Annotated in this window: 15 protein-coding genes; 4 read left to right on the top strand and 11 right to left on the bottom strand. The window is 61.6% G+C overall.

The features are described 5' to 3' along the window. Positions 1-20: 20 nt before the first annotated feature. Entirely contained in the window at positions 21-1,139 is a 1,119-nt protein-coding gene (locus ABWV42_RS12670; protein WP_353340458.1) for a glycerate kinase type-2 family protein, read from the top strand. 156 nt (positions 1,140-1,295) lie between these two features. On the opposite strand, the gene glpK is transcribed toward ABWV42_RS12670, so the two are convergent. The 5 genes from glpK to ABWV42_RS12645 all read right to left on the bottom strand — a co-directional run bounded on the left by glpK (position 1,296) and on the right by ABWV42_RS12645 (position 9,015). Then, on the bottom strand, positions 1,296-2,780 hold the full coding sequence (gene glpK, locus ABWV42_RS12665; RefSeq protein ID WP_353340457.1) for a glycerol kinase GlpK: 1,485 nt from the start codon (positions 2,778-2,780) through the stop codon (positions 1,296-1,298). Positions 2,781-2,851: 71 nt separating this feature from the next. Next, the gene (gene glpD / locus ABWV42_RS12660; protein ID WP_353340456.1) at positions 2,852-4,411 is read right to left on the bottom strand and encodes a glycerol-3-phosphate dehydrogenase; all 1,560 of its coding nucleotides are present in this window, start codon (positions 4,409-4,411) and stop codon (positions 2,852-2,854) included. Positions 4,412-4,565: 154 nt separating this feature from the next. Next, positions 4,566-6,464 (bottom strand): acyl-CoA synthetase, encoded by a 1,899-nt coding sequence (locus ABWV42_RS12655; protein ID WP_353340455.1) that lies wholly within the window; start codon positions 6,462-6,464, stop codon positions 4,566-4,568. Positions 6,465-6,723: 259 nt separating this feature from the next. Continuing rightward, positions 6,724-7,146 (bottom strand): peptidoglycan-binding protein LysM, encoded by a 423-nt coding sequence (lysM, locus tag ABWV42_RS12650; RefSeq protein WP_255105723.1) that lies wholly within the window; start codon positions 7,144-7,146, stop codon positions 6,724-6,726. A gap of 69 nt (positions 7,147-7,215) precedes the next feature. Continuing rightward, the gene (locus tag ABWV42_RS12645; RefSeq protein WP_353340454.1) at positions 7,216-9,015 is read right to left on the bottom strand and encodes an ABC transporter transmembrane domain-containing protein; all 1,800 of its coding nucleotides are present in this window, start codon (positions 9,013-9,015) and stop codon (positions 7,216-7,218) included. Between the two features lie 280 nt (positions 9,016-9,295). Here ABWV42_RS12645 and ABWV42_RS12640 point away from each other — a divergent pair, with 280 nt between their 5' ends. Then, on the top strand, positions 9,296-10,099 hold the full coding sequence (locus ABWV42_RS12640; protein ID WP_353340453.1) for an RES family NAD+ phosphorylase: 804 nt from the start codon (positions 9,296-9,298) through the stop codon (positions 10,097-10,099). A gap of 217 nt (positions 10,100-10,316) precedes the next feature. Here ABWV42_RS12640 and ABWV42_RS12635 read toward each other — a convergent pair whose 3' ends face one another. Then, a complete protein-coding gene (locus ABWV42_RS12635) occupies positions 10,317-11,021 on the bottom strand; it encodes an NAD(P)H-dependent oxidoreductase (RefSeq protein WP_353340452.1) in 705 nt (234 codons plus the stop codon). A gap of 191 nt (positions 11,022-11,212) precedes the next feature. Here ABWV42_RS12635 and ABWV42_RS12630 point away from each other — a divergent pair, with 191 nt between their 5' ends. Then, positions 11,213-12,418 carry an anaerobic sulfatase maturase gene (locus tag ABWV42_RS12630; RefSeq protein ID WP_353340451.1) on the top strand — a complete coding sequence of 402 codons (1,206 nt, stop codon included), beginning with the start codon at positions 11,213-11,215 and terminating at the stop codon, positions 12,416-12,418. Here the strand turns inward: ABWV42_RS12630 and ABWV42_RS12625 are convergent. Beyond that, positions 12,415-14,346 carry an acyl CoA:acetate/3-ketoacid CoA transferase gene (locus tag ABWV42_RS12625; RefSeq protein WP_353340450.1) on the bottom strand — a complete coding sequence of 644 codons (1,932 nt, stop codon included), beginning with the start codon at positions 14,344-14,346 and terminating at the stop codon, positions 12,415-12,417. The genes ABWV42_RS12630 and ABWV42_RS12625 overlap by 4 nt on opposite strands. A gap of 151 nt (positions 14,347-14,497) precedes the next feature. On the opposite strand from ABWV42_RS12625, the gene ABWV42_RS12620 reads away from it, so the two are divergent. Then, on the top strand, positions 14,498-16,858 hold the full coding sequence (locus ABWV42_RS12620; RefSeq protein ID WP_353340449.1) for a Tex family protein: 2,361 nt from the start codon (positions 14,498-14,500) through the stop codon (positions 16,856-16,858). A gap of 34 nt (positions 16,859-16,892) precedes the next feature. On the opposite strand, the gene ABWV42_RS12615 is transcribed toward ABWV42_RS12620, so the two are convergent. The 4 genes from ABWV42_RS12615 to ABWV42_RS12600 all read right to left on the bottom strand — a co-directional run bounded on the left by ABWV42_RS12615 (position 16,893) and on the right by ABWV42_RS12600 (position 22,002). Next, on the bottom strand, positions 16,893-17,858 hold the full coding sequence (locus tag ABWV42_RS12615; RefSeq protein ID WP_353340448.1) for a GGDEF domain-containing protein: 966 nt from the start codon (positions 17,856-17,858) through the stop codon (positions 16,893-16,895). Between the two features lie 3 nt (positions 17,859-17,861). After that, positions 17,862-18,449, bottom strand: a complete 588-nt coding sequence (locus tag ABWV42_RS12610; protein ID WP_255105704.1) for a heme NO-binding domain-containing protein — start codon at positions 18,447-18,449, stop codon at positions 17,862-17,864. 64 nt (positions 18,450-18,513) lie between these two features. Then, positions 18,514-20,271: a DUF4153 domain-containing protein gene (locus ABWV42_RS12605; RefSeq protein ID WP_353340447.1), complete on the bottom strand. Its 1,758-nt coding sequence runs from the start codon at positions 20,269-20,271 to the stop codon at positions 18,514-18,516. A gap of 168 nt (positions 20,272-20,439) precedes the next feature. After that, on the bottom strand, positions 20,440-22,002 hold the full coding sequence (locus ABWV42_RS12600; protein ID WP_353340446.1) for a trimethylamine methyltransferase family protein: 1,563 nt from the start codon (positions 22,000-22,002) through the stop codon (positions 20,440-20,442). Positions 22,003-22,139: the final 137 nt, after the last annotated feature.

Below are 22,139 nucleotides of genomic sequence, written 5' to 3'. Positions count from 1 at the left end.
ACGTGTGAGAGGAGACACGGATGAGCGAGATTGCCCGGCAGCAGGCCCAGGAAATCTGGTGGCACGGCGTGAACGCGGTGCGCGGCACCGAGGCCGTGAAACGTGCACTTCTGTCCGAACAGGTTGCCCGACCGGATCATATCATTGCGGTAGGCAAAGCCGCCTGCGCCATGGCCGCGGGGGCGTTCGAGGTGTTCGGTGGCGATATTCCGGCGCTTGTGGTCACCAAGTATGATCACGCAGAGCCCCTGCCCCCCTCGGCCCGGATCATTGAGGCGGCCCATCCGGTGCCGGATGAAAACTCGCTGATTGCTGGTCATGCCTTGCTGGCCGCCGTCCGCGACCTGCCGGAAGAGGCCCACCTTCTGGTGCTGGTCTCTGGCGGGGCATCGGCGCTGGCGGAACTGCCCGAGGACGGCCTCTCGCTGGCCGCGCTGCAAACCGAGAACACGCGCCTCCTGTCACAGGGGCTCGACATTCACGCGATGAACGCACGCCGCAAAGAGCTTTCGCAGATCAAGGGCGGCAAGCTGCTCGCGAACTTCAACGGGGCCCTTGTCACCACTCTGGCAATCTCGGACGTCGAGGGCGACGCGCTGTCGGTCATCGGGTCGGGCATCGGCGATGCGCCTGAATTCTATCGGTTTTCCTTTGATCCCTTCATCGTTGCCTCGAACGGCATCGCCCGCGCGGCGGCGGCGGAAAAGGCAACCGGCCTCGGGCTGAACGTGCTGTCTGACAAGGAAACCCTTTACGCTGATGTCTTCGAACTCGCAGAAGAGATCGGTCATTACCTGCGTGATGCGCCCTCGGGTGTGCACATCTGGGGCGGCGAGCCGACGGTCGTCCTGCCGCCAGACCCCGGTCAGGGCGGTCGCAATCAGGCGCTGGCCCTTGCGCTGGCACGCGAGGTATCGGGCGTGGTTGGCCTGACGGTTCTGGTGGCCGGAACCGATGGCACCGACGGGCCAACGGATGCGGCAGGCGGGATCATCACCGGGGCAACCTGGCGCGAAGACGGCGATCGCTATCTGCGACAGGCGGACAGCGGGCGATTTCTGGAACAGCATGGGGCGCTGTTCACCTCCGGCCCGACCGGCACAAACGTGATGGATCTGGTGATCGCGATCCGGGATTAATCCCCGTCTGGCAACGATATTTGGGAGTCAGCCAAGTCTGTTACGCCCGGCGGCACCGCCGGGCTGCGCCTGCCTGCCCCCGGCAGGCGCATTCGCGCCCGCCCAGGCAGACGCAGCCCTCTAATTATTAGTAAGCCGCCACTTCACCCGGCCCGATCAAACCGCCAACGTGGCCGCGACGGCGCGGTTCCAGCCCTCATAGCGATGCGCGCGATCTTCCGGCGTCATCGTGGGCTGGAACCGGCGATCACGCGCCCAGGTTTCGGAAAAACCCTGCATATCCGGATAGATACCGGCGCACATACCGGCAAGCCACGCCGCCCCCATCGCGGTGCTTTCGAGAACCGTCGGACGGTCAACCGGCGCGCCGATGATGTCGGAGAGGAACTGCATCGTCCAGTCGCTGGCCGTCATGCCCCCGTCGACGCGCAAGACGGTGTCCGGAGCGCCTCCCATGTCGGCAATCATCGCCTCGATCAGGTCTCGGGTCTGGAAACCGACGCTTTCCAGCGCGGCGCGGGCGAATTCAGCAGGGCCGGAGTTTCGGGTCAGGCCGAAAACCGCACCGCGACAATCCGGCGCCCAATAGGGCGCACCAAGGCCGGTAAAGGCGGGCACCATGATCAGTGACTGCTCCCTGTCGCTGGCCTCGGCAAGGGCCTGCGTCTCGCTGGCGGCCTCGATGATCTTCAGTCCATCGCGCAGCCACTGCACCACCGCACCGGCAATAAAGATAGCACCTTCAAGGGCATAGGTGGGTTTTCCATCGAGCTGGTAGGCCACCGTGGTCAGCAGGCGGTTCTTGGACGCAACCGCCGTATCGCCGGTGTTCAACAGGGCGAAACAGCCGGTGCCATAGGTGGATTTCATCATGCCCGGCGCAAAACAGGCCTGCCCGATGGTGGCGGCCTGCTGATCCCCGGCGACGCCCATAATCGGGATTTCCGCCCCAAGGATGGCGGCATCGCTCACACCATAATCTGCCGCACAATCAAAGACTTGCGGCAGCATCCCCATCGGCACATCCAGCATCTCGCACATCTCGGAACTCCAGCCGCCGGCGTGGATGTCATAAAGCATGGTGCGCGAGGCATTGGTGGCGTCGGTGGCGTGGGTCTTGCCGCCGGTCAGACGCCAGATCAGGAAACTGTCGACCGTGCCGAACAGCAACTCACCCGCCTCGGCCCTCTGGCGGGCGCCTTCGACGTTGTCGAGAAGCCAGCGTAGTTTGGTGCCGGAGAAATAGGGATCAAGCAGAAGGCCAGTGGTAGCGGACACTTTGGCTTCATGTCCCATCTCCTTGAGGTCACGACAGAAATCGGCAGTGCGACGATCCTGCCAGACGATCGCGCTGTGGATCGGCTGGCCGGTGGTACGATCCCAGACCAGAGTGGTCTCGCGCTGGTTGGTGATGCCGATCGACACGATGTCAGAGGCGGAAATCCCTGCTGTCTCAAGGGCTTGCCGACAGGTCGCGACCACGGTGTTCCAGATGTCCTCGGGGTCATGTTCCACCCAGCCGGAGCTTGGAAAATGCTGGGTGAACTCCTCTTGCGCGGTGGCGACGATCTGCATGTCGGCGTCGAAAATGATGGCGCGGGAAGAGGTGGTGCCCTGGTCGATGGCAAGCACAAAAGTCATGTCGGTATCACGTCGGTATCATGGTGGTATTGCGTAGGTGCCAGATTGGCCGCAAATCCCCGGCTTGCCAATCAGTTTTGCAGCGTAAACCACGCCCCAACCGCATCGCGTTCCGCCTCGGAGAGGCGCAGGCCGAGCTTGGAGCGCCGCCACAGCGCATCTTCGCCCTTGGTGGCAAACTCTCGCGCCTTCATCCAGCGCAGTTCAACCTCATAGAGGGTGTCTCCGAAATGCTGCCCAAGGTCTGCAACCGTGGCCGCTGCGCCCAGAACCTCCCAGGCGTCGCGGCCATATAGCCGGATGAGGCGAGCCGCCCAAGGGGCCGTCAGAAACGTATAGTCATCCTGCAAGCGGGCGGTCAGCTTGGCGACATCACCCACCGCAAAGTCCCCCCCCGGCAGGGCCACGCCTGCGGTCCAGTCGGGGCTCGCTTGCGGGAAATGCGGCACCAGCCGCGCCAGCGCGGCTTCGGCCAGTTTGCGATAGGTGGTGATCTTGCCGCCAAAGACATTGAGGAGCGGCGCACCGCCCTCGTCCAGCGTCAGAACATAGTCGCGGGTCGCCGCCGTGGCCGAACTTGCCCCGTCGTCATAGAGCGGGCGCACCCCCGAATAGGTCCAGACCACATCGTCGGCAGTGATCGATTGCTTGAAATACTGGGCCGCGAAATCAATCAGATAGTCGCGTTCGGCATCCGTACAGCGCGGCGGCGTATCGGGATCGGTGTGCGGTTCATCGGTGGTGCCGATCAGGGTGAAGTCCTGCTCGTAGGGAATGGCAAAGATGATCCGCCCGTCGCTGCCCTGAAGAAAGTAGGCGCGATCGTGATCGAATATCTTGGGCACGATGATATGGCTGCCGCGCACAAGAGTGACACCCTCGCGACTTTGGGTGCCGACCACCCCCTTGATCACGTCGCCCACCCACGGCCCCGCCGCGTTCACGAGGGCGCGGGCCTGAACCACACGCTCACCAGAGGCGCTGCGCAGGGTGATCTGCCACAGGTCCCCTGCCCGTTCGGCGCGGATGACCTCGGTCTGGACATGGATCGCCGCGCCGCGCGCCTCGGCATCCCGGGCATTCAGAACCACAAGACGGGCATCATCCACCCAGCAATCGGAATATTCGAAGGCCCGTCGCATCTCAGAGCGAAGCACCGCGCCCGCCTCGTCGCTTGTCAGGTCAACCGAGCGCGTTCCGGGCAGGATTTCGCGCCCGCCCAGATGGTCATACATAAACAGGCCAAGACGGATCAGCCATGCAGGCCGCCGCCCCTTGGCCCAGGGCATGAATAGACTCATCAGGCGGGATGTCGGCGTGCCACCGGGAAAGCGCATCTCGGGGTGCAGCGGCAGGATGAACCGCATCGGCCAGCTTATGTGCGGCATCGCCCGAAGAAGAACTTCGCGCTCGATCAGGCTTTCGCGCACCAGGCGGAACTTAAAATATTCAAGATAACGCAGCCCCCCGTGGAACAGCTTGGTCGAGCCAGACGACGTGGCCGAGGCCAGATCGCCCTTTTCCGCGAGCATCACAGACAGGCCACGACCCGCTGCGTCACGTGCGATGCCGGTGCCGTTCACGCCGCCACCGATTACGAAGATGTCCACGATATCCAAGTTGTCCGTCATGTCTCTGATCTTTCCTGAACAGGAAAACCGTTAGCGCCCAAACACGTCGCTTGAAAGCCCAAAGCGACACCGGGTGGCAGGTCTCCCCGCCACCCGGCAAAAATTCATCGAACTGTTACGCGCCCCGCCTTTTTCGGGGTCGCGTCATGGTGTTTCAGACCTGCTCGCTTTCCTGCGCCCATTCCCACGGACGGATAAAATCGCCAAGCACCTTGCCCACTTCCTCGTCCGAGGCATCGCCGTTGTTGGTCAGCTGGGCCACCAGACCGCGCTTCTTGTCGTCGAGAACCGAGGTCACGCGGGCCGGTACACCCTCTTTTTCAAGAGCTGCATTGTAGATGCGCGTGATCGCCGATTTGCGCAGGTCGGGTTTGAAGATCTTGCCGACAGCGGTTTTCGGCAGTTCCGGCATGACCTCGACGTGCTTGGGCATGGCCGCGCGTTCGTGGATGTGAACCTTGGCGTGTTTCTCAAGCTCTTCCTGCGAAACACTCGCGCCCTCAACCAGTTCGACATAAACGCAGGGCACCTCGCCGGCGTAGGCGTCCGGCTGACCGATGGCACCGGCGAAGGCAACATCGTGGTGCGCCAACATGGCTTCTTCGATCTCGGCGGGATCAATGTTGTGACCGCCGCGAATGATGAGATCCTTGGCACGGCCGGTGATCCAGAGATAGCCGTCTTCGTCAATGCGCCCGAGATCACCGGTGCGCAGGTATTTCTCGTGATGATAGAGATCGGCGTTCTTGTCGGCTTCGGTATAGGTGTTGCCGGCATAGACGCCCGGGTTCGAGACACAGATTTCCCCGACCTCATCGGTGGCGCATTCGACCGGACCATCCGGGGTATCGCGGAAGATGCGCACGTCGGTATGCGGGAACGGCAGGCCGACCGAGCCGACCTTTTTGGCGCCGGTGGGCGGGTTGCAGGAAACAAGGCAGGTCGCCTCGGTCAGGCCGTAGCCTTCGACGATGTCCACACCACAGGTGCTTTCAAACCGTTTGAACAGTTCAAGCGGCATCGGTGCAGAGCCGGAGAAGGCGGTTTTCACCGTCGAGATATCGGCATCCACCTCGCGCTGCATCAGGGCGGCAACGGCGGTTGGCACGGTGATGATGAAAGAGGTTTTCCAGCGTTCGATCAGCTTCCAGAAGTTGTCGAAAACGCCATCCCCACGATAGCCCTGCGGCGTCGGGAACACCACGTGGGCGCCGGACGAGATCGCCGCTTGCATGATGACGTGTACCGCGAAAACGTGGAACAGCGGCAGCGGGCACATGATGCTGTCTTCTTCGGTGAACAGCAGGCGATCCCCAAGCCAGCCATTGTAGATCATGCCGGAATAGAGGTGCTGGGCCACTTTCGGCATCCCCGTGGTGCCGCCGGTGTGGAAATAGGCGGCCACCCGGTCACCATCGGAATCGGCGAAACCCAGAGTGGTGTTCTGCCTGGCGATTTCCTTGTTGAAATCCTTGTAGTCGGCGTGCGGCTTGCCCTCGAGCTTGGGGCGGATCAGCGGCACGATCCAGGATTTCGGCGGGGTCAGATAGCGGTTGAGATCAATCTCGAGGACGGTGTGCACATGCGGTGCGTGGCGCACGGCCTCGGCCACCTTCTGGGCCACGTCGGTCTTGGGAAACGGTTTCAGCGTGACCACGACCTTGGCATCGGTTTCGCGCAGGATCGCACCGATCTGCTCCGGCTCGAGCAGCGGGTTGATCGGGTTCACGATGCCCGCGATCATGCCGCCCAACAGCGTGAACATGGTCTCGTTCGCGTTCGGCAGGATATAGGCGATGGTGTCCTTTTCGCCCACACCCAGATCGCGGAACAGGTTGGCCGCCTGCACGCTCTTGCTGTGCAACTCGGCCCAGGTCAGGGTCTCGGCCTTGTCCTTGGCCCCCGACAAAAGCTGGTAAGAGATCGCGGGACGGTTCGGGAAGCGATCCTTGGTGTGGGTCAGAAACTCGTAAAGAGTCGTGGGAAGCTCCCGCTCGGACCAGGGCATTTCCTGTTCAATCTTTTGCAAGTCTTCAACCGATGAAAACGTCATATGTGATACTCCTCCCGTATTGCCCGTCACGCGCGCATCTGTTGCGCCCAACGATGGGGGCAAAAACACCATCCCGCAAGTGTTTGGCCACAGCCTACGCAGGGTCAAGCGAATTAGAAACGTTGCGTTAAAACACTTGTAGTTGAACTAAATATGCCAAGTTTGCGCTATCGCAATGGCAAAGGGGCCGCTGCCTTGCCGCAGAACGCAAAAAGGGCGGCCGTCTGGCCGCCCCCGAGAATGCGCATGTCTGCCCCTCTCAGCCGTCCTGCGGAATGCGCAGAACCTGGCCGGGATAGATCAGGTCGGGATCTTTCAGCATCGGGCGGTTGGCCTCGAAAATCTCGGTATAGCGCGAGCCGTTGCCAAGGGTTTTCGTCGCGATGGCCCAGAGGGTATCGCCCTTCTCGACCGTGTGGAACACCGGCTCGGGGCCGCTCACGTTGTCCTCGACAGCAGAGACGCCCTCGACGTTGCCCACAGCGAGGATCACCTTTTCACGCATCTCCTGGCTCGCGGCTTCGCCGGTCACCTTCACAGTGTCACCCTCGACGGTGATGTCCAGGCCTTCGGCATCCAGACCCAGCTCATGCACCTCTTGCTTGAGGGCCTCTGCGTCCGGCGTGTCGTCTCCGCCCACCAGCGATTTGCCCGCGCCCTTCAGAAAATTCCACAGTCCCATGTCTCTTGTCTCCCAGAGTGTTTCGTGGCGCGACCCTGCCGGAGGAAAGAGAGGGAAGTTAGGGGGAATTCAGAGCCCGTTGGCCCCGTCGGTGAACTGAAGCCGGGCCAGCTTGGCATATAGCCCGCCCTCTGCAACGAGGTCGTCGTGTTTGCCCTGCGCCACGATGCGGCCCCCTTCAAGAACGATGATCCGGTCGGCCTTTTTCACCGTCGCAAGACGGTGGGCGACAATGATCGTGGTCCGGGTGCGCGCCATTTCGTCAACCGCTTCCTGCACAAGCCGTTCGCTTTCCGCATCGAGCGCCGATGTCGCCTCGTCCAAGAGCAGAACAGGCGCATCCCGCAGGATCGCGCGGGCAATGGCGATCCGTTGCTTCTGGCCACCGGACAGCATCACGCCGCGTTCGCCGACGAAACTGTCATAGCCCTCGGGCAAGGCCGTGATGAAGTCATGCGCAGCAGCGGCACGGGCGGCGGCCTCGACCTCGGCGTCAGTGGCATCAAGACGGCCGAAACGGATGTTCTCGCGGGCGGTGTCGGCAAAGATCACCGGATCCTGCGGCACAAGGGCAAGGTGGCGGCGGAAGGTGTCACGCGACACATCCGTCAACGGGATGCCATCAAGGCAGATGCGCCCATGATCGGCGTCATAGAACCGCTGGATCAACTGAATAACCGTGGTCTTGCCCGCCCCGGACGGGCCAACAAGCGCCACGGTTTCGCCCGGCGCGATGGTCAGGTCCACCTCGGAGAGGGCCGAGATATTGGGCCGCGAGGGATAGGCAAATGACACGCCCTCAAAGCGGATCTCTCCCCTCACCGGCGACGGCAGGGCCTTGGGGGCGGCAGGATCGTTCACGCTGTCTTCGGCGTGCAGCAGTTCGACAAGACGTTCGGTGGCCCCGGCGGCCCGCTGGAGTTCGCCCCAGATTTCCGACAGCGCGCCAACCGCGCCCGCCACCATGACCGAATAGATCACGAATTGCACCAGCGCGCCGACGCTCATGCCCCCTGCCCGCACGTCGCGGGCCCCCATCCAAAGCACGCCGACAACGCCGGTGAAGATCAGGAAGATCACGATCATCGTCATCACGGCGCGGGTGTTGATGCGCCGCTTGGCCGCCAGCAGCGACAGGTCGGTCACATCGGCAAACCCGTCCTTGGCACGGGTCTCGTTGGTAAAGGCCTGCACGGTCTGCACCGACAACAGCGCCTCGGAGGCATTGCCCGAGCTTTCGGCGATCCAGTCCTGGTTTTCCCGGCTGAGCTTGCGCAGGCGACGGCCCAGAACAAGGATCGGCACGATCACGGCAGGCACGATCAAAAGCACCATGCCCGTCAACTTGGCCGAGGTGAACAGCATCAGCACAAGGCCACCGATAAAGATCAGCACATTGCGCAGGGCCACCGAAACGGACGAGCCGATCACCGACTGGATCACCGTGGTGTCCGTGGTGATCCGGCTCAGGACTTCACCGGTCATGATCTTTTCATAGAATGCGGGGCTCATGCCGATGACGCGGTCAAACACGGCCTTGCGGATGTCGGCGACCACGATTTCGCCAAGACGGGTGACCAGCAGATACCGAAGCGCGGTTCCCACCGCCAGCAATCCGGCAAAGGCAAGTGCGGCAAAGAAATAGCGGTCGAGCAGCATATCGCTTTCGGTGCCGAAATTGTCGACCACACGGCGCACCGCCACCGGCAGGATCAGCGAGACACAGGCGGTCAGCGTCAGGGCAAGACCGGCCAGCGCCACCATTTTCCGGTAGGGGGCCAGGAACGGGCCAAGGCCGCGCAATGCGCTGACGCGTTTTGATTTCTCGCGTTCCGCTTCACCCTGCTGAGGTGTCGGAGTTCTGGCCATGATCTGTTCCCCAAGACGTTTTCCTGCCGGTTGTAGTGGCGAAGCCGACCTCAAGGGTCAACCCGCCAGATACCGGCGCTATGCGATGTCAGGTGGGGAAACCATGACAAAAGGCAAGAGGGGCGACGATTTGCGCAAGCCTCTTAGAGGAAGTGTTGCTGATCTGGTGGGTTGGGTAATGTCTGGTGTGAGCCCGAAGTACCGGATGTTGCATCTTGTTCCAATGACCACTTCACATCTAAAGATGTGATATGGAATGTCAGAAAATGGGTGCTCCAATTTGAAATTTTCCGAACACGACCCAAAGGTCATTTTAGATGCATTGTCGATTGGTGGGTTGGGAGACTTGCGACGCGCGTGTGATTTTGCAGATAGAATTGTCAACATTGTTGAGCGGGCAGGAGATGAGGAGGAGCTTAAGCAGGGCTTCCTCGCATACAGAGCTCGCAAAGACTACATTGAAGAAGAGGACACGCAAACGGGGCGCTTAGACCATCATCCGCTATCCCGAGACGATGTTTGTGCTCCTCCAGCAAACAAGACACAGCTTGGAAGGTTTAACGCGCCACGCAATCCAGTTCTCTATTTGTCAACCACACCCGAAGTGGCCATTGCAGAAACGCGAGCATTGTCTACTGACACTTGTACTGTGGCGAAGTTTGAAACATTGCGCCCTTTACGTTTGGCAAAGCTATTGCAAAAAGGCGGTGTCCCTATTGGGTTCATTTTAAACGACAAACAAACAGACGATGACTGGGATAAATGGCTACTGTACCAAACTGCTGATTTTGTTTCCCGACGAGTTTCAGACACAGATCGGAAACTACACTATCGTGCGTGCAATCTTATCGCATCTGCCTTCAAAGAGCGTGGTTTTGATGGAGTAGCCTATCGCACGTCATTCTGGTCAAATGGTTGGCGTGATCTAGGGCATTCTGAAGAGGAAGAAAGCATCTTCGCTTCAAACATTGCCCTATTCGACCCCCAATCAGCAACGCCAATTCAAGCTGGTCTTTATCGCATAGATTGGAAGCGCCCCATTGCAGAGATAAACGGGAATAGTAGTTGGACAGCAAGGTCGTAGAGCAATCTGACAACGTGAGGCGCTCGAACAGAACCGGACATCGTTAGCTAATTCAGCGAATTGGCGCTTTGTTCCGCAAAGCCACCGTTCCGAAAACTTCCCTCGCAGAAACCTGCGAGGGGTGTTTTTGCTGCAAGCGCCTGTTGCGCTTTGCGATCTGTATGACCTTACACCACGTCCGGCAAGAGGCTTGCGCTGTGCGCCGCTCCTTTTGGTGTCAGAACCACTGAACCATCTTGTCGGTTTCGCGGCGGGTTTTGCCAAAGGCGGGTTCCGCGGCGCGGTAGCCGAAAGCGAACATCACCGCCGGACGGTAGGCCTTGGGATCGACGCCGAAATGTTCTTGCAGAACGTCTTGCGTGCGCGCGACTTCAAAGCCTTCGATGGGGCAGGAATCGATCCCCATCAACGCGCCGGCCGTCATCATGTTGGCCAGAACGATATAGGCCTGACGCGCCGACCAGTCGGTGATCTGGCGGTCACCCTGAATGTCGAAATCCTCGGCCTGAAACTTGCCATAGGCGCCGTTGAACAGCTCGATGACCTCTTCCGGCAGCAGTTTCACGTCGCGATAGAAGGACTGGAGATAGGGCGACCCGGCGGTCATGGTTTCGGAGGTATGGGCGAGGATGATGCCAAAGTGGCTGGCGGTACCAAGCTGCCCGCTGGTGCCGTGCATCGAGCCATTGGCGCCCCAGGCAAAATCGCGGAACAGCTCGCGTTTGTCCGGGTTCTGGATCATCAGGATCTGGAAAGGTTCGTGCCCGAAGGATGTGGGCGACAGGCGGGCGGCTTCGAGGATGGTGTCGAACTGGTCGTCCGGCACCTTGCGCTCGGCGTCGAACAGTTTGCAGGCGTGGCGGAAGGTGAAGGCCTCGATGATCTGGGCCTGAACGTCCTGAAGGGTGGCGATGTCTTTCATGGGAATGCTCCGGGTTCTTGTTCGAAGCGCTTATAATCCCGCTGTCAGGCGGGGAAAATCGGGGCAAAGACGAATTGATTATTCGCAAACCGCGAATACTGAACCATCGCCACCGGCATCGCGCATGAAACGATTGCAAAGCATATGCCTTCCGGGCCACAACAGGGATCAGGAAACGCGGAAGGCACACCATGGCAGGTCAACCCACACCGTTCAACATCATGACCAAGCCGATTGGTCCGCGGTGCAACATTGATTGCACCTACTGCTATTACCTTGAAAAGGAAAAGCTTTTCCCGTCGGAAAAGAAGTTTCGGATGTCTGACGAGGTGTTGGAGAGCTATATCCGCCAGACCATCGAGACCTCGCTTGAGGCGGGCATGCCCGAGGTGCATTTTGCGTGGCAGGGCGGGGAGCCAACGATGCTGGGCGTGGATTACTTCCGCAAGATCGTGGCACTTCAGCAGAAATACCTGCCCGACGGCGTGACCTGTTCAAACGCCTTCCAGACTAACGGTATGCTTCTGGACGACACCTGGGGCAGCTTCCTGAAAGACAACCGCTTTCTTGTCGGGCTGAGCATCGACGGCCCCAAGAAAATCCACGACCGTTACCGCATCGACCGGGCGGGCCGCCCCACCTTTGACGCGGTGATGCGCGGTCTTGATGTCCTGCAGCGCCATGGGGTCGAGCACAACGCGCTGACCACCGTACATCGCGCCAATGGCGGCAAGGGGCGCGAGATTTACAAGTTCCTCAAGGGGGCGGGCTTTGACTATATCCAGTTCATCCCGATTGCCGAGCGCAGCGCCGGTGACGGGCTGGCGAGTGCGCCGCAGGTCGATATGGACCCCGGCAACGCCGTGACCGAATGGAGCGTTGCCCCCCGCGCCTATGGCAAGTTCCTGTGCGATGTCTTTGACACCTGGTTCAAGGCCGACATCGGTAAGGTCTTTGTCCAGTATTTCGACACCCAGGTCGGGCTCTGGCTGAACGGGCAGTCTTCGCTCTGCGTCTATGCCGAAACCTGCGGCAACGGCCTTGCGCTTGAGCATGACGGCAGCCTCTATTCCTGCGATCACTATGTTTACCCCGAGTACCGCCTTGGCAAGATCACCGAAACGCCCCTGCGCGAGATGCTCTGGACCGAACGGCAACAACAATTCGGACGCGATAAGAAAGAGACGCTGACCAAACAGTGCCAGTCCTGCTCATTCCGCTTTGCCTGCAATGGTGGCTGTCCGAAACAGCGGTTTGCGACCTCGAAAGATGGCGAGGCGGGGCACAACTATTTCTGCGAAAGCTATACCATGTTCCTGCGCCATGCAGGCCCGCGCATCAAGACAATGGTGGACCTGATCGCACGCGGCCGGCCGGCGTCCGAGGCCGCGCGCTAGGACTGCGCCGCGTCGAGGAAAGACCGTGCCTGTTCGCTTGTCTCGAAGATATGCGGGCGGGCATGCGGGAAAACCTCGTGCAATTTCATTCGCATGAAGGCCGATCCTGAATAGCGTGAAACCGTGCGATAGTATTGCGCATCCAGCGCCGCCACCATCCGCGCCCATTCGTTTTCCAGTGTCTCGTCGATCTTGAACCCGTCATAGTTCACGATCACATCCACCTTGTCGGCCAGCGGCGCGCAGGCCGCAGCCACCAACTCGCCAACGCGGTCCACCTCGGACTGGCGACGCACTCGCATCTTTTCAAAGTTGAGGTAGAGACGGCCCACGCTCGGGTCGACGGCAATGCGATCGGGCAGATCAAGGTGCAGCAGATCGGTGCGCAGCCCCATTTCACCCTCGCGGAAAATCCGGTCATCCATCAGGCGCAGCTCGTCGTCGATCACCGGCGGCACGGCCATCTGGCCGATGATGTCGCGCTCCAGATCGACACCCGGCGCGATTTCCATGAGCTTCAGGCCCTGCCCCGACAGTTCGAACACCGCGCGTTCGGTCACGTAGAGTACGGGCTGGCCCAACTGTCCGGCACGCGCGCCAGAGAAGGTGATCTGCTCGACATCGGCCAGGAATTTCTGCGCCTTGCCTTCCTCACGCACCGCGATCTTCCCGTTCTCGATGGCAAGATCGAGGCCAGAGGCCGTGAAGGTGCCGGCAAAGACCACGCGCCGCGCGTTCTGCGAGATATTGATAAAGCCCCCGGCCCCGGCCAGACGCGGCCCAAAGCGCGAAACATTGACGTTGCCGTGGCGGTCGGCCTGCGCAAGACCAAGACAGGCCATGTCGAGCCCGCCGCCATCGTAGAAATCGAACTGGTTGTTCTGCGGGATCACCGCGTCGGTGTTGATCGCCGCCCCGAAATCCAGCCCCGAGGCGGGCTGCCCCCCGATCACCCCCGGCTCTGCCGTCAGGGTCATATGCTCCAAAAGCCCCTCTTCCGCGGCCACGGCGGCCACCCCTTCGGGCATGCCGATGCCAAGGTTCACAACCCCGTTCACCGGCAGTTCGAAGGCACAGCGCCGCGCGATGATCTTGCGCGCATCCAGCGGCATCGGCGGGATTTCCCCCTGTGGAGAGCGGATGCGGTTGGTGAACCCGTGGCTAAAGGCCGTGCGATAGGTCTGAAGGTGGTTTTCCGGCTCGGCCACGACCACGGCATCAACAAGAATGCCCGGTATCTGAACCTCGCGCGCCGGCAATGTGCGGGCCTGTGCGATGCGCTCCACCTGAACGATCACCACGCCGCCCGCGTTATGAACCGCCATGGCCTGTGCAAGGTTGTCGATGGTCAGCGCCTCGCGCTCCATCGTGATATTGCCCGCCTCATCCGCCGTGGTGCCACGCAACAGGGCCACGGTCAGGCGCGGAGCGGGATAATACAGCACCTCGTCCCCGCCGATCTCCATCAGTTCGACCTGCGGTTCGGTGCTGATCTCGTTGATCGCGCCGCCGCCAAGACGCGGATCGACAAATGTGCCAAGCCCGACCTTCGACAACATGCCCGGCTTGCCCGCCGCGATGTCGCGATACAGCTGGCTGATACAGCCCTGCGGCAGGTTCCAGCCCTCGATCTTTCCCTGCGTCGCCAGCTGCGCCACCTTGGGAATCAGCCCCCAATGCCCGCCGACAACTCGTTTGAGCAGCCCCTCGTGGCCAAGCCGGTTCAACCCGCGCTCCTTGCCGTCGCCTTGCCCCGCGGCAAAGACCAGCGACAGGTCACGCGGGTGCCCGGTCTCGACAAACCGTTTCTCAACAGCAGACAAGAGTTCATCCGGCACGCCGATCCCGACGAATCCGGAGGTGGTGATGGTGTCGCCATCCTTGATCAGGGCGGCAGCTTCGGCGGCGGAGACTACTTTGCGTTTCATCCCTTCACTTCGCGCAAGCCCGCCCCCGCCGTCAATCGTAGGACTACGGGATCGTATTTTTACGGAACCCCGCGCATCGCGGTTTCTTCCACTTGGCAGCCCCCCTGCACGCCGCTATCAAGACCCTCCCAACAGTCGGAGAAAAGAAGCCTTGGACACCACCGCCGCCCGCATTGCCCGCACCATCGCCACCGAGATCGGCGCCGCCGCAACCCAGGTTTCGGCCGCTGTGACCCTTCTTGACGAAGGCGCGACCGTGCCCTTCGTGGCCCGCTACCGGAAAGAGGTGACCGGGGGGCTGGACGATACGCAGCTGCGCACCCTGTCCGATCGCCTGACCTATCTGCGCGACATGGAAGCCCGCCGCGAAACGATCCTGCAATCGATCAAGGATCAGGGCAAGCTGACGGATGCGCTGGCGAAATCCATTGCCGGTGCCGACACCAAGGCGGCGCTGGAGGACATCTATCTGCCCTACAAACCCAAGCGCCGCACCAAGGCGATGATCGCACGGGAAAACGGGCTGGAGCCGCTGTTGCAGGCCATCTTAGATGACCGCACGGCCGTGCCGGAAACCCTGGCCGAAGGGTATCTATCCGAAGCGGTGGCAACCGTCAAAGACGCCCTGAATGGCGCGCGTGACATCCTCGTGGAAACGCTGGCCGAAAACGCGGGCCTTCTGGGATCGCTGCGGGATTTCATGAAGAAAGAGGCCTTTGTCTCGGCACGGGTTCAGGAGGGCAAGGAACAGGCCGGGGCCAAGTTCTCGGACTATTTCGATCATCGCGAGGCCTGGGCGACGATCCCCTCGCACAGGGCCTTGGCGATCCTGCGGGCCTCGAAAGAGGAAATCGTCAGCATCGAGATCGCCCCCGATGCCGACACCGGCGTTCCCCGCGCGGTCGACATGATCGCCGCCGAGATCGGCATCCACGGTGATGGCCCCGGCGATCAATGGCTGCGCGCTGCGGCTTCCTGGACATGGCGGGTCAAGCTGAGCCTGACCATGTACCTTGACCTGATGACCGAGATGCGCCGCGCCGCCCATGAAGAGGCGATCACGGTTTTTGCACGCAACCTCAAAGACTTGCTCCTCGCTGCTCCGGCAGGTGCGCGGGCGACACTGGGCCTTGATCCGGGTATCCGCACCGGTGTCAAAGTGGCCGTGGTGGATGCCACGGGCAAGCTTCTGGATACGGCAACCGTCTATCCCTTCCAGCCCAAGAACGATCTGCGCGGCACCGAAGCCAAGCTGATCGAGCTGATCCGCAAACACGATGTGGAACTGATCGCCATCGGCAATGGCACCGCAAGCCGCGAGACCGAACGTCTTGTGGGCGACCTGCTGAAACTGCTGCCGGCCAGCATCAAGAAACCAACCAAGGTCGTGGTCTCCGAGGCCGGTGCATCCGTCTATTCGGCCTCGGAAACCGCAGCTGCCGAATTCCCCGATCTTGATGTGTCGCTGCGTGGCGCGGTGTCGATTGCCCGCCGCCTTCAGGACCCGCTGGCCGAACTGGTGAAGATCGAACCGCAATCGATCGGCGTCGGCCAGTACCAGCACGACGTGGACCAGCGCCGCCTGTCACAGGCGCTTGAGGGCGTGGTCGAGGACGCGGTGAACGCGGTTGGGGTTGATCTCAACATGGCCTCGGCGCCGCTGCTGTCGCATGTCGCGGGCCTCACGCCATCGCTGGCCCATGCGGTGGTGATGCACCGTGACATCCACGGCGCGTTCTCGGCACGCAAAGACCTTCTTGATGTGCGCGGGTTGGGGCCGAAGGCTTACGAACAATGCGCGGGCTTCCTGCGTATCCGCGAAGGGGCCGAACCGCTGGATGCCTCATCCGTCCACCCCGAGGCCTATGGCGTGGCCCGACGCATCGTCGAGGCCTGCGGCCGTGACCTGCGCAGCATCATGGGCGATGAAGGCGCATTGAAACGCCTGCGCGCCGAGGACTTTGTTGACGACAACTTTGGTCTGCCGACCGTGCGGGACATCCTGTCCGAACTCGAGAAACCGGGCCGCGACCCGCGCCCGAGCTTCAAGACCGCCACCTTTACCGATGGTGTCGAAGAGATTTCCGATCTCAAGCCCGGCATGGTGCTGGAAGGCACCGTTACCAACGTGGCGGCCTTTGGGGCCTTTGTCGACATCGGGGTGCATCAGGACGGGCTGGTCCACATCAGCCAGTTGGCGGATCGCTTTGTCAAAGACCCGCACGAGGTGGTGAAAACCGGTGACGTGGTCAAGGTCCGCGTGACCGAGGTGGACGCGCCGCGCAAACGCATCGGCCTGTCGATGCGCAAGGACGGCGGGGGCCGGGATGCGGCGGGGGCCGGAAACCGGGGCGACAAGCCCCAGCGCGGCAAACCGCAGGGCGGACAGCGCAGCTATCAGGGCAAGGGCAAACCACAGGGTGCCGGCCGTCATCAGGGTGGCAAACCCCAGGGCGGCGGCACGGGCGCTTTGGGCGATGCCCTGCTGAACGCGATGAAAAACAAACGCTGACGGGTCTGCCCGCCCCTTTCGGGCGGGCGAACGCCTAGGCCATGCGAAAACGGCCACGACCGCCATTCTTGGCGGCATACAGCGCGGTGTCGGCGCGCGCCCACAGTGTTTCGCCTGTATCGCCACTGCCAAAGGCGTTGGTCGCGATGCCGATCGACGCAGAGATTTCACAGGTGTCACCACGCCAGCGGATCGGGGCCTCGATCCGTTTAATCAGGCGTTCGGCGATATGGGCAACCGCGGCCTCGTCCACCTCACCAACAAGGATGATGACGAATTCGTCACCGCCCACCCGCGCCACGCAATCGCCCTGACGGGTTTCCTGCACCAGCACGCGGGCGACGTTTTGCAACACGTGATCCCCCGCCGGATGGCCATAGGTATCGTTCACCGCCTTGAAGTAGTCGAGATCGACCTGCATCAGCGTCACCGCCTCGCCCCGGTCGATCAGGCGGGGCAGCACGTGATCCACCGCGCGGCGGTTCTTGAGGCCGGTCAACGTGTCGGTAAAGGCCTGTTCCTCGGCCGCGATCTTGGCCCCCTGAAGCCGCTGGTTAAGCTTGCGCGACACCTCCATCGCTGCCGATTTGGCCTCGATCAGGTAGAGCATCTCGATGGCGAGGTCGGTCACCGCGAAATCAGAGGCACTGAGTTCGAAATCACGGACCCCATCCATGATCGCGATGCCAAAGGAGAGGTCGAGAATACCGCCCTGCCCGGGCACCGCCACGAACACCCCCTTGAAGGCATGCCCCCCATGCCCGCGCAGACGCAGAGAAAGTTTCTGCCGCTGTCGCGCCAGCAGAGCCTTCATATTGCAGACACCGCTTGGCCGGCGCACTTCGATCAGGTCAAACAGGCAGGCGTCATCCTTGCGCTTGTCCGGCAAGAGCTTGGCAAGTGTCGGACCGATGTGCATCACCTGCCCCTGCTCATCCACCGCAAGGTGCATGGGGCACAGCCGCGCCAGAAGCTGCGCGATATCGCGATCATGCAACATGCCCTAGACCGCCCGCGCCCCGATCTCGAAACTGCGCCCCTTGGCAAAGGCCGTTTCGATCAGGGTAATGTCGATTTCTTCTGCACCGGCCAGAACCCCGTTATGTTCCAGAAAGACAAGCGCCCCATAATCATCAGCCAGCGTGCGTAGAATTCCGACAGCCACATGCCCGAACCCCGGGCGCGGAAATCGGCAGGTGAGACGGAAATGATGCGGGTCGACTTCGCGGACGTCCAGTTGCGGCAGAACCAGATCATCCACCGCCAGCCGCGCCCGATCGGGAAGTTCCTCAAGCGAGTTCAGGAAATCCACAAAGGTCTCGCCCCCGAACCGCAGCAACCTGCGTAAGGCTTCGACGTTGGGATGCGACACAAGGTAGGTTCCGATGTCTTCCAAAACGGTGTCACGGGGGGATTTCAGCGCGGCCGAGACCATATCAAGCAACTGGTCCGTCAGTTCATCCTCATAGTGCAGCATCGCTTCGAACTCGACCTCGTCCAACCCGGCGGCAAAGCACATGCTCTGCCAGCGGTCAAAGCCGTAGTTGTCCTGAACGAAACACTGGATCGCCCTGTTGATCAGACCATGCATGCCTTCTGCCCCGACTGTTCGAGGCCGATCCTGCGATCAAAGGTTTAAGAAGCCTTCAATAGTTTCAATTGTCAGGACTTATTTCCAGATCATCCAACCAGAGCGACTTGCGGCTTGAAGGGGCGATTTCAAAGTCGCCTGCCTTGATCCGCGCCACGTCGTCCGCGGTGATTTCGGCCACACCGTCGCGGCTCTGGTTGCGCAGGAAGGCACCGGCAATCAGCCTGTCCTCTTCGAAGCGCAGCTGGATGGCGTCATAGTGCACCCCTCGGCGCGGCAGGAACAGGATGCCTTCCGCGCCCTCGGCCCCGCCAAAATCCCCGATCACCACAACACAGCCGGGATCGCTGGCCCGGGCACAGACCTGCCCCCAGTCGTCAAGGCGGAAGTCTGGCAGAATGGACAGCGCATCCGCGGTCATCTCGGCAGCGGAGCCGACCACCGTCAGGTTCGCCAAAAGGTCTGCCACCTTGATCTCGCGCGCCTTGTCACCAGAGCGCCGCTGAAAGACATGGCGGCGGTCGGTCTGGCCCGCAAGGTCAATCGCCTTGCGGATGTCGGCGTGTTCTTCGCCTTCCAGCGCGGCCAGACGCGCAAGGCCCACCTGCCCGGCCCGCCCCCAATCATGCGCCATTTCCCAGACCGCGGCATCATCGGCAGACACGCGGCCGTCAAGGTAGCGCGCAACCTGGCTGTTGGTGGCGATCCGTTCGGGATTGAGGACCGGGGTCAGCCAGAGAAAGGCCACACCGATCACCCCCATCGCCACCCAGACATTGGCATCGCGCACGTGCTGCATCCAGCCGCCGCGCCGGGCAACGGCAAGGGCGTAAACCACGGCATAAGTCGAAACGATGCCGGCTGCGATGGCCGCGGCAAGGCGTTCAGGCGTCCAACCGTGCTGATCAACCCGGAGCCAGATCGCATAAACCGTCAGCCCGGCCAGAACCACGAGCAGAATGGCAAGCGCTTCGGTTGCCAGACGCATGAACCGCAGCGCCACGGCACGATCATCACTGCGGTCGACGGCAACGCTGACCAGGGTGATACTGCCGATGGCGACCACCAGGAGCGTGGCCGAGGGGGACAGCCCGCCAAATAGATTGTTCATGTCGCGAAACGGCAGAGCAAGCGCAAAGACGCCAACCACGACGACCATCACCGGCACGAGGATGCGCATCAGACGCAGCACCATGAAGGGCGAGAGGTATTCCCGCATCTCGTAGACCACGGTCAGCGCAAGACCCAGCACCGCGCCGGTCAGGACATGGGGTACGGGATCGATGTCCAGAAGGTCTTCGATAATGGTGATCGCGACGATCTCGAACAGGGCGTTCGACAAAAGGAGGATGCCCCAGAACACACCGGCAAACAGCCAGGCCGCCGAATAGCGCACCACCACCGACCAGCTGAAATCAAAGAGTTCGCCATAGTTGCGCCAAAGATCGGGGTGAATCAGGCGCACGGCCATGAACGGCGTGCCCACGAAGAGGATCACCGCCCAGGCCAGCAGGGCAAGCCCGTCGTCTCCGAACCCCTGAAGCGTCTCGTGGCGCAGACTGGCCCAGCCCAGCGCAAGGGCCGCCGGTATCGCAAGCCCAAGAGCGCCCGGCACCGCTCGCCGCAATGGCGCCGGCCCGACAATCCCGAGCAAAACGCCGCTGAACCCCGCCACCGCCGCCGTGACCGTCACAAAGACATGCGGGTTGGTCAGGACGTCGGGCACCACGTCGATCAACATCCACATCGCAAAGCCCACGACGCCTCCGATCAGGGCCATCGTTGCGCGGCTCGAAATATCCTTGCTGTCGGCTGGTGTCATGCCAAGTCCCCCTTAACCCGCTTTAGTTTAAAGCCTTTTGCCAAAAACTTGAAAGCGAAGTTTCCACGGAATGCCGTTGCGGCATGACGGCGCGTGGTGGGTGCAACAGCTCCAAACGCGAAAGGGCGCCCCACGGGGACGCCCTTTCCAGTCGGTAACAAACCCTGCTCAGAAGTCGGTGGGGGCCCCGCCCTCTGCCTTGCGGCGGGCCACGAAATCGGCGAGTTCCTCGCGGATCGCCTCGTCCATGGGCGGCGCTTCGAAGCTGTTGATGATGTCCTTGTAGACATGGTGCGCGCGTTCCGGCGTCCAGACCGATCCGGCCGCTTCCCAGGCCTCGTAGTTGCGCCAGTCCGAGACAAACGGCTGATAGAAGGCGGTGGTATAGCGGTCCTGCGTGTGCTGGATGCCAAAGAAGTGGCCCGCGTTGCCCACATCCTTGATCGCATCCAGCGCGATTTCATCGGGGCCGGTTTCGGTGATCACCGGCTCCATGTAGCGCTGGATCATTTGCAGGACTTCGCAGTCCATCACGAATTTCTCGGGGCTGGCAATCAGACCGCCCTCAAGCCAACCGGCCGCGTGATAGACCATGTTGGCCCCGGCCTGCACGGCAGACCACAGCGAATTCGAGGTTTCCCACATCGCCTGACCGTCCGGCACGTTCGCAGCACAGACGCCGGAGGCACGCATCGGCAGACCGTAGAACCGCGCCATCTGGCCGGTCATCTGGGTGGCGCGCATGTATTCCGGCGTCCCGAAGGCCGGCGCCCCCGATTTCATGTCGACGTTCGAAGTAAAGGTACCGATCGCACAGGCTGCGCCGGGGCGGATGTACTGGGCCAGCGCCACCGCGCACAGGCCTTCGGCCAGCGACTGCGCCACTGCGCCCGACATGGTGACCGGAGCCATCGCACCTGCCAGCGTGAAGGGCGTCACCACGAGGCCCTGGTTGCGACGCGCCATGCGCATCCAGCCGTCCATCATCGGTTCGTCATGCTTGAGCGGCGATGTCGAGTTGATGTTGGTGTACATTTTCGGGCTGGCTTCGAATTCCTCGTCGCTCCAGCCGCCGGAGATCCGCACCATCTCCATCGAATCCTCGACCCGCTCTTTGCCAAGCGAATAGGTGTGCGCCACCTTGTCGGTCAGGGTGAGCTTGTCATAGAGCACGGCAAGGTGACGCACGCTGGCGTGGATGTCCTGCGGTTCCACCGGATAGCCGCCGACAAAGTGGATACAGTTGAAATACTGGCTCAGCTTGAACAGGTTGGCGCACATTTCGCGCGTGCCCGGCACCTTGCGCCCCAGTTCCATATCCCAATAGTTCGGCGGCGAGGACACGTTTCCGAACAGGATGTGCTTGTCACCCAGCGTGATCTGACGCTCGGCATTGCGCGGCGTCATGGTCCAGCTTGACGGCGCCTTGCCGACCATCTCCATGACGAAATCGCGGCCCATGCGCACGTTGTCACCATCAACGGTACAGCCGGCTTCCTTGAGGATGCCCTTGGCTTCCTCGTTGTAGAACTCGATGCCGATCTCCTCGAGAATGCGCATCGCGCCGTCGTGGATCGCCTGAACGCCTTCCTCGGTCAGCGGTTCGGTCGGCCGGTCGATATTGACCGGCTGACGCCATGGCATCTGTTCGATAACCCCCGCGCTTGTGCGCCGCGCCGAATTGCCCGCGCGGCCACCACCGCGCCGCCTGCGTCCACCTGTGTCACTCATGACAGTCTCCTCATGCGTTGTTCCCAACAGCAAACACGAGGGCCGGATCGATTAATCAGACCTTTACGACAAAACTCGTCGTTTTTTGAACAGGCACCATCTCGATACGCAAAGGAAGGCACAAAAGGAAAGGGCAC

This window comes from Pelagimonas sp. KU-00592-HH (assembly GCF_040369695.1).
In the GTDB taxonomy this organism is placed as follows: domain Bacteria; phylum Pseudomonadota; class Alphaproteobacteria; order Rhodobacterales; family Rhodobacteraceae; genus Shimia.
The sequence above is the reverse complement of the archived record's forward strand: the minus strand, read 5'-3'. Positions and strand labels throughout refer to the sequence as shown.